This window comes from Rhizorhabdus dicambivorans (genome assembly GCF_002355275.1).
Lineage (GTDB): Bacteria > Pseudomonadota > Alphaproteobacteria > Sphingomonadales > Sphingomonadaceae > Rhizorhabdus > Rhizorhabdus dicambivorans.
In genome coordinates this window covers 3664988-3677988 of record NZ_CP023449.1, presented here as the reverse complement: position 1 = coordinate 3677988, position 13001 = coordinate 3664988, and the positions used below count along the sequence as shown (strand labels likewise).

Genomic DNA, 13001 nt, shown 5'->3' with positions numbered 1-13001 from the left:
AGGGAGACATGACGGCCGAACTGCCGGGCATGCCCAGCCTCGGTGAAGGCTGGCTGCAAAGCTATATCGCCAAGGCGGGGACGGCCGACGCGTTGCGCGGCGATGTCGGGCGCGGAGCCAAGTGGTGGCAGGCGCTGTTCGAAGGGATCGGCCGGATGACCGAGGGCCGGCTTGACCTACTCCAGCAGCGCATGGCGCGGCAGGTGCAGGAACTGGGCACCGCCTTCCGCCTGCCGGGCGAGGAGCGCGAGCGGCCCTGGCCTGTATCGGCCATGCCGCTGCTGATCGGCGAGGACGACTGGGAGATCATCGCCGCCGGCGTGGCGCAGCGCGCCGAGCTTCTCGAACGACTGCTCGACGACATATTCGGCGATCAGGAGATGGTCGGCTCGGGCGCGTTGCCCGCCGCGCTGATCACCGGCAGCCGCGCCTATTGGCGCTCGCAGGTCGGGGTCAAGCCGGGCGGTTATCGTCTCCACATCTATGCCGCCGATCTCGGCCGCGATCCCAGCGGCGAATGGCGCGTGCTGGACGATCATGTCCGCGCCCCGGTCGGCGCGGGCTATGCGCTGGAGAACCGCCTGGCCGCGACCAGGCTGATGGGGGCGCTCCAGACCAGGCTTCACGTCGAGCGGCTGGCGCCCTTCTTCTCCGCCTTCCGCGAAGGGCTGTCGGCGGTGTGCCGCCGCTCCGAACCGCGGATCGGCCTGCTGACCCCGGGCCGATACAACCAGAGCTATGCCGAGCAGGCGCATCTCGCGCGCTATCTGGGTTTCCTGCTGGTCGAAGGCAGTGACCTCGCAGTGCGCGAAGACGGGCTGTTCGTCCGCACCATCGAGGGGCTCAAGCGGATCGATGCGCTATGGCGCCGGATCGATTCGCGGCTGCTTGATCCGCTGGCCTTCGATGCCACGTCGGCGATCGGCGTGCCCGGGCTGATGGACGCGATGGCGGCCGGACAGGCCGTAATCGCCAATGCGCCGGGCGCGGGCGTCGTCGAATCCACCGCGATTGCGGCCTTCCTGCCGGCGCTGGCACGTCGGCTGATGGGCGAAGACCTGTTGCTGCCCAATATCGCCACCTGGTGGTGCGGGCAGGACGGCCCGCGATCCCAGGTCGAGGCGCGGCTGGACGAGCTGCTGATCGCGCCAGCCTTCTCCGAAGCGCCGGTCGGCCTGCCGCGCGGCCGGCCCGCCATCGCGGCGAACATGACCGGTGCCGAACGCGCCGCCCTGTTGGCCGACATGCGCCGCCGCCCGATGGATTATGTCGCGATGGAGGACGTCCATCTCTCGACCACGCCGGCGGTGCTGGACGGGCAACTGGTGCCGCGCCCCTTCACCGTGCGCGTGTTCGCGGCCCGCGACGGCGAGGGGCGCTGGACGGTGATGCCTGGGGGCTTCGCCCGGATCGGCGACGTGTCGGACGCGCGCGTCACGGTGATGGGCGAAGGCGCCTTCTCCGCCGATGTCTGCGTGGTTGGCTCCAAATCGGTCGAGCCGGTGTCGCTGCTGCCGCAGAAGGTGCCGATCCGCCGCAATCCGGGCACGCTGACCAGCCGGGCCGCCGACAATCTGTTCTGGCTCGGCCGCTATCTGGAGCGGGGTGAGGCCACGCTGCGGCTGATCCGCGCCACCCTGGGCGGATCGATCGTCGCCGATGGCGGCGCGGCGCTGTTCCCCCTGACCCTCGACCGGCTGGGCACGATGCTGATCTCCTCGGGCGCCGTCGTGCCCGAGGAACACGAGGACGAGGAGGAGGACGAGGACGCGCCCGAGAACAGCCATGGCGCAATCCACGACCTGCGCGAACTGGCGCAGCTGGCGCTCGACGGCGACGGACCGGCGAGCGTCGCCACGCTGATGCGCTATGCCCGCAACATCGCGAGCGGCACCCGCGACCGCCTTTCGGCCGACGTCTGGCGGCTGGTGGATGCGCCGCTGCCCAAGGCGACCTCGGCCGATGCCGAGGCGACACTGGCCCGTGCGGTCGATCTGCAGGAGCGCTTCTCGGCGCTGGCAGGCCTCGCCGCCGAGAATATGGGCCGCACCGCCGGCTGGCGCTTCCACGACATGGGGCGCCGCATCGAACGGGCGATGTGGGGTTGCCGGCAGGTGCGCAGCTTCGGCGGCGCCGATGCCTCCGCCGACGATCTCACCACCCTGCTCGACCTGTGCGATAGCCAGATCAGCTATCGCGCGCGCTATCTCGCGGGGCTGGCGCTGGAGCCGGTGCGCGATCTGGTCGCGCTAGACCCCTATAATCCGCGCTCGATCGCCTTCCAGGTCGAGCGTATCTCGAACCATCTCCAGAATCTGCCCGCGCTGCGCGACGACGGCATGTCCGAACCGCACGAGATGATCTTCTACAGGATCGAATCCGCGCTACGCACCGCCACCGCCGAAACCATGGACGGGACGATGATGCTGAGCCTGGAGAACATGCTGTCGGAACTGTCCAATGCGATCAGCACCCGCTTCTTCCTGCAGGGGAATGAGGGTTTCCGCATGGCCGGCATGACCCTGGCGTGAGCGGGGCTGTCCCTTGCCGTCGCTGGGGCGACGATATTTGGAAAGGAGGCGGCCGGTGATGCACTATCAGGTCCGCCACAAGACACGCTTCCGCTATGCCTATCCGGTGAGCTTCGCGCGCTGCAACCTTCGTCTCCGCCCCGTCGAATGGGCCGGACAGACGCTGGAGCGCTATGAGCTGGAACTGTCGCCGGTAGCGCGGATCACCGGCACGCGGCCGATCGGTTATCTCGGCCATGTCAGCCGCATGGTGATGGAGAAGCCGACCCGCGAGCTGGTGATAGAGAGCCGCTTCCGCATGCGGGTCGACCGCCCGACCCCTACGCCACGCCCCGGCGATCCGAGCATCGCCGCCATCGCGGGGGCCGCGCGCGGCACGATCGACATGGGCGTGGAGAGCCCTGCCAACTATCTCTATCCCTCGCCTTCGATCCCGCTGAGTTCAGCCATCACTGCCTGGTGTGCGGAGCATCTCGATCCGGCACGCGGGATCGTCGACGCGGGGCTGGCGCTGGCCACCCGCATCCATGACCGTTTCAAATATGACGGCAGCGCCACCACCGTCGACACCAGCCCGATCGAGGCGTTCGAGAAGCGCCACGGCGTCTGCCAGGATTTCGCCCAGATCATGATCGCGGGCCTGCGCGGGGCGGGGCTGCCGGCTGCCTATGTCTCGGGCTATCTGCGCACCGTGCCGCCGCCCGGCAAGGAGCGGTTGGTCGGCGCAGATGCCACCCACGCCTGGGTGGTGATCTGGTGCGGCAAGGAGCGCGGCTGGCTCGGCTTCGATCCGACCAACGCCTGCATGGTCGGCAGCGACCATATCGTCACCGCCATGGGGCGGGACTATGCCGATGTCGCCCCGATCGACGGGGTGTTCACCGGCCAGGAAGGGCAGAAGATCGACGTGTCGGTCGACGTGGAGCCTTTGGGTTAGGCCGGTCGAAGGTCCCGCCCGTCAGCGCCAGCCAGCATTGCGTTGCGCAGGGCCGCGGGCGGCGGCGGGGCGGGGATCGGCCCACTTGACCCGGCGGGCGCGCTCCCGCTGCCGGCTCGCGACCGACTTCATGCTGCGAAAGCCGCGCGAGAGGCGGCGTTTCCGCCTTTCATGCCATTGCATGACGAGGTTGATGGCGATCCAGCCGAACAGGATCGATCCGAACATCGCGATCGCGCCCCAGTGTATGACCGGCTCGTACATCATCCCGTTCCCATCTCGTCCGAATGGTGCCGATCTAGCCGATCCGGCGGGCAAAGGCGTGTCAACATGTGTAAATTATGATGCCCCGCCCTGGCGGTTTGACGCGGCGGCGCGCGCCTGCTTTGAAGCGCGTCGGGGGACGCGCGGGGGACGGGTTGCGTGAATCTGCTTGAAATCGCGGCCAATGCGTTCGCGACCGCCTCTATCCTGCTCGCGGCGCGCAACAGCATCCACGGCTGGTGGACCAGCATCATCGGCTGCACGCTGTTCGCCGTCCTTTTCTACGACGCTCGGCTCTATGCCGATGTTACCCTGCAATTCTTCTTCATCGGCATCAGCGCGACGGGGTGGTGGATGTGGCTGCGGGGCAATGCCGGGGCGCCATTGCCGATCCGCCACGCGCCGCCCGCGCTGCTGCCGGCGATGGGATTTGCCGGGCTGGTCGTCGGCCTGGGCTATGGCGCGCTGCTCCATCGGTTCACGAACGCCTATGCACCCTTCGTCGATTCGTCCGTGCTGGTGCTCAGCGTGATCGGCCAGCTTCTGCTGATGCGGCGGATGATCGAGAACTGGTATATCTGGCTGGCGGTCAACATGATCTCCGTGCCGCTCTACCTGTCGAGGGACCTCCAACTGACCGCCTTTCTCTATGCCTGCTATCTGGCCAGCAACATCTACGGGCTGTGGGTCTGGCGGCGCGAGATGCACCGCGCCGGGGCGACGGTGCCGGCATGAGCGCGGTCGGCCGCATCGCCCTGCTGGGCGGCGAATCGAGCGGCAAGTCGACGCTCGCGGCCGGGTTGGCAACGCGGCTCGATACGCTGTGGGTCGAGGAATATGGCCGCGAACTCTGGGTGAAGCGCGATGGCGCGCTGGATTTCGAAGACCTGCTCCACATCGGCGAGGTGCAGGTGATCCGAGAGGACAAGGCGGCGGCCCGGGCGAAACGGTTCCTGTTCTGCGACACGACGCCGCTGGTCACCGCCTTCTACAGCCAGGCGCTGTTCGGAAGGGTCGATCCGCGGCTGGCGGCGCTGGCGGAGCGGCGCTACGACCACAGCCTGCTCTGCGCACCCGATTTCCCGTTCGTGCAGGATGGCTGGCGCGAGGATTCGGCTTTTCGCCAGCAGCAGCATGATTTCTACGAGGCGGAGCTTGTCCGCACCGGCCAGCCCTTCACCCTGATCCGCGGGCCGATCGACGCGCGGATCGAAACGGCGCTGGCCGCGATCGGGGCATGACGGTCAGGCCGCCTTCGCCGCCTGCGGGCCGCGTCCTGCCGCCTTCGCTACCAGCCGGTTCACATAGTCGATCTTGCCGGTGATTGCGGGCGACAGGCGGAAGGGGTAGAGATCGGGCTGCCCCATGCTGCGGTTGGCGGCGTTGAGCGCGAAGCTCCACGGCACCATCTGCGCGCTCAGGGCATCGGTCGAGGCGGTGTAGGGATCGAAGTTCACCGCTGGCCCACCATGGCTTTCGGGGCCGGGGAAGGCCGCCATCCGCATGTCGAACCCGCCGATCGTCGCCAATGTATCGACCATGTGCAGATAATGGGCGAAGGTTTCCGCGAAATCCTCCCATGGATGGGCGGTCGCGTAGAAGCTTACATAGTCGTCGGTCCAGACCTTCGCGCTGTTGGGGCCATAATGGTCCTGCAGGGCCTGGGCGTAGTCGATCGTCTCGTCGCCGAAGACGTTGCGGAACGCCGCGAGTTCGACCGGATCGGTCTCGATCAGCCGCGACCAGTAGTGATGACCGACCTCATGCCGGAAATGGCCGAGCAGGGTGCGGTAGGGCTCGCCCATGTCGCGGCGCATCCGCTCGCGCAGCACATCGTCGGCCTCGATCAGGTTGAGCGTCACCACGCCGCCGTCATGGCCGGTGGTGATCTGGGTCTGGCCCTGCTCCTCGGCCAGCGGATCATAAAGGAAATCGAAGGCGAGGCCCTGCACCCTGCCGGCCTCCTCCGCCTTGGTCTCCAGCGGCAGGCCCAGCCGGATCAGCGTGTGGAACATTCGCCGCTTCGCTTCCTCGATCTTGCGCCAGCGCGGCGGGACGCTCGGCACGGTCAGGTCGGGGATCGTCCGGTTGTGGCGGCAGGCCCGGCAATAGGGGGTGTCATCCCCCGTCGCGACGAGCCAGTTGCAGACCTCATATGCGTTGTTGTTGGCGCAGACGGCCAAATCATGCGCCCGGCCGTCGATGTCTCGCCACGTCGTTGCTCCATCGCCGAGGAACAGGAAGCCGTCCGACGCGGGGTCGTAACCCAGGGTGAAGGCGCAGGCAGGGCAGACCCGCACCTCGAAGTGGAGAAGGCGTTTGCAGTTCGGACAGGGATAGGGCGCCATGGATGGGGTAAGCCGCTTGCAGTTGGAACGATCAGGCCGCAAGAACGCTGCGGGTTCCGGCGGGTTGCCGCGAAAAGGATTTTTTCACTTGCGGAATGGCAAGGGGGACCACATCTCATCTGTTGTATTTTTGCAACAGGCGTGGCGGCAGGATGACGACGACAACCATGGCGGACCTCTATTCGAAGCTGGGTGTGAAGCGCGGGGCGGACGAGGCCGAGATCAAGAAGGCCTATCGCAAGCTCGCCAAAGAGTTGCACCCCGACCGCAATCAGGACAATCCCAAGGCGGCGGAGCGCTTTTCCGAAGTCACCGCCGCCTATGACCTGCTGTCCGACCGCGACAAGCGTGCCCAATATGATCGCGGCGAGATTGACGAGCAGGGCAATCCGCGCGGTCCCTTCGGGTTCGGCGGACGCGGCGGCGGAAGCGGCGGTTTCCATCCGGGCGCGGGGCCGGGCGGCGCGGGTTTCGAATTCGGCGGCGACGCTTCTGATTTCGGCGACATCTTCGAAGGAATTTTCGGCCGCAACCGCGCTGGCGGTAGCGCGGGCGGCGGCCGGCGCGGCGGTTTCGGCGGCTTCGGGACACAGGGCGGCGGCCGGCCGCTGAAGGGCGCGGACGTCAACTACCGGCTGGCGGTTCCGTTTGAGGATGCCGCGGCGCTGAAGCCGCAGCGCATCACGCTGTCGAACGGCAAGACGATCGACGTGAAGCTGCCCAACGGGGTCGAGACCGGCACGCATATGCGCCTTGCCGGCCAGGGCGAGGAAGGGCAGGGCGGCCGTGGCGACGCGATCATCGCGATCGAGGTGCGCCCGCACCGCTTCTTCCGCCGCGACGAGGACGATGTCCGGCTGGATCTTCCAGTCGCGATCGACGAGGCGGTGGCCGGTGCCAGGGTGAAGGTACCGACCGTCGATGGCGCGGTGATGCTGGCGATCCCCAAGGGCACCAGCTCGGGCAAGACGCTGCGGCTCAAGGGCAAGGGATTTCACCGCAAGGACGGATCGCGCGGCGACCAGCTCGTCACGGTGATGATCGACATTCCCGCCGACGATGCGGCGCTGGAGGCCTTCATCGAATCCTGGCCGGGCAAGGGCCAGCGCAACCCGAGGGCTAGTCTAGGCGTTTGAGCGGGCAGGCCGGATCGCCAAGGGGACAGGAACCGATGCTTTGGTGAGCGACGAATCCCCCGAAGCACGGCACAGGCGCCCGTTCGAGAAACATCTCAACGAAATGCGGCCCGGTGGACGGCTCTATGCCGTCGTCCGTCGGGCCGCCCTGGGCGTCTATGCCGACGGCTTCATCCACGCCGGCAACATCGCCTATCTGGCGCTGCTGACCATGTTTCCCTTCTTCATCGTAATGGCGGCGCTGGCGCAGCTGTTCGGCCGCACCCCCGATGTCCAGCACGCAGTCTATGGTTTCCTGGCGACCGTGCCCCCCTCGGTCCGCGAGCTTGTCGCCAAACCGATCGAGGATGTGCTCGCCGCGCAGAATAGTGGCGCGCTGCTATGGCTCGGTGCGCTGGTCGGCCTGTGGACGGTGGGAAGCTTCGTCGAGACGATCCGCGATATCCTCCAGCGCGCCTATGGCACCAAGCCTTCGAAAAGCTTCTGGCATTATCGTGCCGGGTCGATCCTGATCATTCTTGCGTCGGTCGTGCTCGCAATGTCGGCCTTCAGCGCCCAGGTGGTGCTCACCGGCATCGAACAGTTCGTCTGGCGGCTGCTGCCCTTCGGCGCCGATGTCCAGCCGCTGATCAGCCTGACGCGGATCGCGCCGCTGCTGATGCTGATGGCCGCGCTCTATGCGATGTTCGCGACGCTGACTCCGCTCAAATACCGCCTGTCCCCCTGTCCCAAATGGCCGGGTGCGCTGTTCACCGCGCTATGGTGGATGGCGGTGACGATGCTGCTGCCCATGGTCGTATCGCTGTTCGGGGGCTATGGCCGCACCTATGGCAGCCTGGCAGGGGTGATCGTCACCCTGCTGTTCTTCTGGCTGGTGGGGCTCGGACTGGTTTTCGGCGCACATCTCAACGCGGCTCTAGCGGAAAGCCCGGAAACTTCTGTAAAGGACCCTGCGCCCACAAAGTGATGGAGATGTCGTGGCGGGTTTGATGCAAGGCAAGCGCGGGTTGATCATGGGTCTGGCCAATGATCGTTCGCTGGCATGGGGGATTGCCAAGGCGCTCCACGCGCAAGGGGCCGAGATGGCGTTCAGTTATCAGGGCGAGGCGCTGGAACGGCGCGTCCGCCCGCTCGCCGAGGAGGTGGGCTCGGATTTCCTGATCGAGTGTGACGTGTCCGACATGGCGGCATTGGACGTGGCGTTCGGCACGCTGGCCGAGCGCTGGCCGACGATCGACTTCGTCGTCCACGCGATCGGATTCTCGGACAAGAACGAGCTGCGCGGCAAATATGTCGATACCAGCCTCGAGAATTTCCTGATGACGATGAACATCTCGACCTATTCGATGGTCGCGGTGACGAAGCGGGCGCGGGCGATGATGCCGAATGGCGGTTCGGTGCTGACGCTGAGCTACTATGGCGCCGAGAAGGTCGTGCCGCACTACAACGTCATGGGCGTCGCCAAGGCTGCGCTGGAGACCAGCGTCAAATATCTCGCGATGGACCTGGGGCCGGAGAATATCCGCGTCAACGCGATCTCGGCCGGCCCGATCAAGACGCTGGCGGCCAGCGGCATCGGCGATTTCCGCTATATCCTGAAGTGGAACGAGCTGAACTCGCCGCTTCGCCGCAACGTGACGATAGAGGATGTTGGCGGGGCCGGGCTTTACCTGCTGTCCGATCTGGCGTCGGGCGTGACCGGGGAAATCCACCATGTCGATGCCGGCTACAACGTCATCGGCATGAAGGCCGAGGACGCCCCTGATATCGCGCTGGCCTGAGAATCTCCTTCTCCCTTCAGGGGAGAGGGAGGGGAAACATATCTCCGTTCGTCATTCCCGCGGAAGCGGGAATCCATAACCTCCTGCGTCAGGGAATATGGATCCCCGCCTCCGCGGGGATGACGGCCGGAGCAATTTGCCCTAGGGCGCGAGGCGCAATGGCGAGCGAGAATTGGTAAGATGTCGTTCAACAGCTTCGGCCGCGTCTTTCGTTTCTCCACCTGGGGGGAAAGCCATGGGCCCGCGATCGGTGCCGTGGTCGATGGCTGCCCGCCGGGGCTGGCGCTGAGCGAGGCCAATATCCAGCCCTGGCTCGACAAGCGTCGGCCGGGCACCTCGCGCTTCACCACCCAGCGGCAGGAGCCCGATCAGGTCCGCATCCTGTCGGGCGTGTTCGAGGGCAGGACCACCGGCACCCCGATCAGCCTGATGATCGAGAATGTCGACCAGCGCTCGAAGGATTATTCGGAGGTCGCGCTGGCCTATCGGCCCGGCCATGCCGACTATGCCTATGACGCCAAATATGGCTTTCGCGACTATCGCGGCGGCGGGCGCAGCTCGGCGCGCGAGACGGCATCGCGGGTCGCGGCGGGGTCTGTCGCGCGGCTGGTGATCCCCGAAGTCCGGATCCGCGCCTATCTGGTCGAGCTGGGCGGCGATACCATCGACCGCGCGGCCTTCGATGATGCCGCGATCGACGAGAATCCCTTCTTCTGCCCCGATCGCGCGGCGGCGGGGCGCTGGGAAACGATCGTCGATGAGGCGCGCAAGGCCGGTTCCTCCGTCGGCGCGATCGTCGAATGCGTGGCGGAAGGATTGCCCGCCGGCTGGGGTACGCCGCTCTATGCCAAGCTCGATAGCGAGCTGGCGTCGGCATGCATGTCGATCAACGCGGTCAAGGGCGTCGAGATTGGTGACGGCTTCGACGCCGCGCGGCTGACCGGAGAGACAAACGCCGATCCGATGCGGCCCGGCAACGACGGCAAGCCGGTCTTCCTCGCCAACCATGCCGGCGGGGTCGCCGGTGGCATCTCGACCGGCCAGCCGCTGATCGTCCGCATCGCGTTGAAGCCGACCTCGTCGATCCTGACCCCGGTCGAGACGATCGGCCGCGATGGCCAGGCCTCCGACATCCGCACCAAGGGCCGCCACGACCCCTGTGTCGGCATCCGCGCGGCGCCGGTGCTGGAGGCGATGGTGGCGCTGGTCCTGGCCGACCAGAAGCTGCTGCACCGGGCGCAGGTGGGATGACGCAGGAAGATCGTATCGCCCGCCGCATCCATGTGAAGGGTAAGGTGCAGGGCGTTTTCTTCCGCGCCTGGACGATCGAGCAGGCGGCCGATCTGGGCGTCGACGGCTGGGTTCGCAACCGCCATGACGGATCGGTGGAGGCGGTCGCGGCCGGCCCCGTGCACAAGGTCGAGGAACTGATCGCCCGGATGCATCGCGGTTCGCCGCCGTCGCGGGTCGATGCGGTGATCGTCGAGGAGACCCCTGGCGTGGTCGCGCAGGGCTTCAGCCAAAAGCCGACGGTATGAATGTCCGCCCCATCCGGATCGCTGCGCTCGACGGCCTGCCACATGGCTTTCTGGGCCGCGAGGGCGGGGTTTCCGAAGGCATCCATGCCGGGCTGAACGTCGGGCTGGGATCGGACGACGATCGCGACGCGATCCGCGAGAACCGCCGGCGCGCTGTTGCCGCGGTGGCGCCGGGCCATAAGCTGGTTACCCTTCATCAGGTCCATTCGTCCGATGCCGTGGCGGTCACCGCGCCTTATCCCGACGATGCCCGGCCGCATGCCGACGCGCTGGTGACCGACAGGCCGGGCCTGCTGCTCGGCATCCTCACCGCCGATTGCGTGCCGGTGCTGTTCGCCGACGCGGCGGCGGGGGTGGTCGGTGCGGCGCATGCCGGCTGGAAGGGCGCGATCACCGGCGTAACCGACGCGACCCTGGCGGAGATGGAGAAGCTGGGCGCCGACCGCGCGCGGATCGTCGCCGCGATCGGGCCATGCATCGCCCGGGCAAGCTATGAGGTCGACGAGGGTTTCGTCCGCCGCTTCGAGGCGGACGACCCGGCCAATGAACGCTTCTTCGCCGACGGCCGCCGCCCCGGCCATGCCCAGTTCGACATCGAGGCCTATGTCGCCCACCGGTTGGGGGCGGCGGGGGTGGGAAGGGTGATCGCGCTCGGCGAGGACACCTATGCCCAGCCCGAGCGCTTCTTCAGCTTTCGCCGCGCGACCCACAGGGGCGAGACCGGCTATGGCCGGCAGATATCGCTGATCGGCCTGCCCTGAACACGCCATCCTTCGAGAGGAGACCTTCATCATGGCGATCACCATGTACGGCATCAAGAATTGCGACACGATCAAGAAGGCGCGCACCTGGCTGGAGGGGCGCGGCCGCGACTATGATTTCCACGACTACAAGGCCGCGGGGATCGATGCGCAGACCTTGAAGGGCTGGACTGGAAAGGTTGGATGGGAGGTGCTGCTCAACCGGGCGGGCACGACCTTCAAGAAGCTCCCGGATTCCGCCAAGGCCGGCATCGACGAGGCGAAGGCGATCGCACTGATGGAGGCGCAGCCCTCGATGATCAAGCGGCCGGTGCTCGACGTCGACGGCGACCTGCTCGTCGACTTCAAGCCCGATGCCTATCAGGCGAAGCTGGGCTGAAAAGATCGTTGCTCCCGGCGGAAGCGGGGGTGACGCCTATCCCGCCAGCTGCCCCTGCCGGTCCACCGTCGTACGGTTGCGGCCGGCCTCCTTCGACGCATAGAGCGCGCGGTCGGCGCGGCGGACGATGTCGGCCAGGCTCTGGTCGGTCAGGCTCATGCCGGCGACACCGAAGCTGGCGGTTAGCCGGATCGGAAGATCGCCGATGCTGATCTCCATGATCCGCTCGCGCAGCGCTTCGACCCGGCGGCGGGCCTGCTCGAGATTGCTGCCAGGGAAGAACAGGACGAATTCCTCGCCGCCGAAGCGGCCATAGTCGCCGCCTTCCGCGAGCTGCTCGCGGAACAGGCCGGTCAGCCGGCACAACACCTCGTCGCCATGGCCATGGCCATGGAGATCGTTGATCTCCTTGAAATGGTCCACGTCGCAGATGGCGATGGTGAGCGGCCGTCCGGCGATCCGCGCCTCGTCCATCAGCCGCGCCCCCGTCACCTCGATCGCGCGGCGGTTTGGTGCGCCGGTCAGCGAATCGGTGTCGGCGGCGACGCGCAGCCGCTCGGCCAGGTCTCCGGCGAGCAGATAGAGCGAGAAGATGCCGGCCGCGACGGTCAGCCCGGGCAGGCCGAGGAAGACGATCATCGTATAGGCCCGTTCGAGCGCAGGCGTGGGCGAGTTGCGCATCGCCGCGAGGACGAGGCCGCCGGCGACCTCGATCGCCGCCAGCGCATAGCTGGTGATGACGATCGGCCGTTCGCCCAGCCGCAGGCGGCGGCCGGGCCTTACCAGGGCTGTGGTGCCGAAGATCAGCACCGAGGCTGCGAACAGCGGCACGATCGCGCTGCGATATCCCCGGTTCGGGTCGAAATAGCTGAACCACAGGATCAGCGCGGTCGCCGCCAGGTGGGCTGCGGCGAGCCGGCCAAGGTGGAGCGGCAGTCCCGAGCGCAGCCGATAGGCGGTTGCGGCGAAAATGGGCGGCGTCATCGCGATCATGCTGACGATCAGGTTGAGCGCCAGATTGCCGCGGAACAGGAAGATGTAGATCGCATCGACAATGTAGAGCAGCACGTTGATGCCGAAGGTGCACGCCAGGATATAGGCGATCCTGGGCTGGCCCAGCGTGCGTGCGGCGAGCAGCATCGCCAGCGCCATCAGCGCATTGACGACGAGCAGTATCGCAAAGATGAATGCATCTACCGACACGCGGCCGGATCGCTCCCCTGATTATCGTTCCCCTCTCCATAAACCCTTAGGAGGCCGTGGTAAAATGAAGTTGTGGCTGCCGCCGGGAAATCGCGGCCTGCCCGCTTCACCTGGCGGAGCCGA

14 protein-coding genes are annotated in these 13001 nt (G+C 66.9%); 11 read left to right on the top strand and 3 right to left on the bottom strand.

The features are described from left to right. Positions 1 to 8 precede the first annotated feature (8 nt). The gene (locus tag CMV14_RS17270; protein ID WP_238147076.1) at positions 9 to 2531 is read left to right on the top strand and encodes a circularly permuted type 2 ATP-grasp protein; all 2523 of its coding nucleotides are present in this window, start codon (positions 9 to 11) and stop codon (positions 2529 to 2531) included. Between the two features lie 58 nt (positions 2532 to 2589). Further along, positions 2590 to 3468 (top strand): transglutaminase family protein, encoded by an 879-nt coding sequence (locus CMV14_RS17265; protein ID WP_066962160.1) that lies wholly within the window; start codon positions 2590 to 2592, stop codon positions 3466 to 3468. A gap of 21 nt (positions 3469 to 3489) precedes the next feature. Here CMV14_RS17265 and CMV14_RS17260 read toward each other — a convergent pair whose 3' ends face one another. Next, positions 3490 to 3696, bottom strand: a complete 207-nt coding sequence (locus CMV14_RS17260; protein ID WP_238147075.1) for a hypothetical protein — start codon at positions 3694 to 3696, stop codon at positions 3490 to 3492. Positions 3697 to 3891: 195 nt separating this feature from the next. Between CMV14_RS17260 and pnuC the strand changes: the two genes are divergently transcribed. Continuing rightward, positions 3892 to 4467 carry a nicotinamide riboside transporter PnuC gene (pnuC, locus tag CMV14_RS17255; RefSeq protein ID WP_066962157.1) on the top strand — a complete coding sequence of 192 codons (576 nt, stop codon included), beginning with the start codon at positions 3892 to 3894 and terminating at the stop codon, positions 4465 to 4467. Continuing rightward, a complete protein-coding gene (locus CMV14_RS17250) occupies positions 4464 to 4973 on the top strand; it encodes an ATP/GTP-binding protein (protein ID WP_066962154.1) in 510 nt (169 codons plus the stop codon). The genes pnuC and CMV14_RS17250 overlap by 4 nt, the downstream gene beginning before the upstream one ends. Before the next feature lie 3 nt (positions 4974 to 4976). Here CMV14_RS17250 and CMV14_RS17245 read toward each other — a convergent pair whose 3' ends face one another. After that, on the bottom strand, positions 4977 to 6080 hold the full coding sequence (locus tag CMV14_RS17245; RefSeq protein WP_066962151.1) for a zinc-binding metallopeptidase family protein: 1104 nt from the start codon (positions 6078 to 6080) through the stop codon (positions 4977 to 4979). A gap of 167 nt (positions 6081 to 6247) precedes the next feature. On the opposite strand from CMV14_RS17245, the gene CMV14_RS17240 reads away from it, so the two are divergent. The 7 genes from CMV14_RS17240 to CMV14_RS17210 all read left to right on the top strand — a co-directional run bounded on the left by CMV14_RS17240 (position 6248) and on the right by CMV14_RS17210 (position 11675). Next, on the top strand, positions 6248 to 7216 hold the full coding sequence (locus CMV14_RS17240) for a DnaJ C-terminal domain-containing protein (RefSeq protein ID WP_066962148.1): 969 nt from the start codon (positions 6248 to 6250) through the stop codon (positions 7214 to 7216). Between the two features lie 43 nt (positions 7217 to 7259). Continuing rightward, positions 7260 to 8183: a YihY/virulence factor BrkB family protein gene (locus CMV14_RS17235; protein ID WP_066962145.1), complete on the top strand. Its 924-nt coding sequence runs from the start codon at positions 7260 to 7262 to the stop codon at positions 8181 to 8183. Positions 8184 to 8193: 10 nt separating this feature from the next. Then, the gene (gene fabI, locus CMV14_RS17230; protein WP_066962142.1) at positions 8194 to 8997 is read left to right on the top strand and encodes an enoyl-ACP reductase FabI; all 804 of its coding nucleotides are present in this window, start codon (positions 8194 to 8196) and stop codon (positions 8995 to 8997) included. A 180-nt stretch (positions 8998 to 9177) separates the two neighbouring features. Next, a complete protein-coding gene (gene aroC, locus CMV14_RS17225) occupies positions 9178 to 10248 on the top strand; it encodes a chorismate synthase (protein ID WP_066962139.1) in 1071 nt (356 codons plus the stop codon). After that, positions 10245 to 10535 carry an acylphosphatase gene (locus tag CMV14_RS17220; protein WP_066962136.1) on the top strand — a complete coding sequence of 97 codons (291 nt, stop codon included), beginning with the start codon at positions 10245 to 10247 and terminating at the stop codon, positions 10533 to 10535. The genes aroC and CMV14_RS17220 overlap by 4 nt, the downstream gene beginning before the upstream one ends. Further along, positions 10532 to 11296: a peptidoglycan editing factor PgeF gene (gene pgeF, locus CMV14_RS17215; protein WP_066962132.1), complete on the top strand. Its 765-nt coding sequence runs from the start codon at positions 10532 to 10534 to the stop codon at positions 11294 to 11296. Before CMV14_RS17220 ends, pgeF begins: the two co-directional genes overlap by 4 nt. 31 nt (positions 11297 to 11327) lie before the next feature. Then, positions 11328 to 11675, top strand: a complete 348-nt coding sequence (locus CMV14_RS17210) for an ArsC family reductase (protein ID WP_066962129.1) — start codon at positions 11328 to 11330, stop codon at positions 11673 to 11675. Positions 11676 to 11711: 36 nt separating this feature from the next. On the opposite strand, the gene CMV14_RS17205 is transcribed toward CMV14_RS17210, so the two are convergent. Beyond that, complete coding sequence (locus CMV14_RS17205) at positions 11712 to 12878, bottom strand: GGDEF domain-containing protein (protein WP_066962126.1); 1167 nt, start codon at positions 12876 to 12878, stop codon at positions 11712 to 11714. Positions 12879 to 13001: the final 123 nt, after the last annotated feature.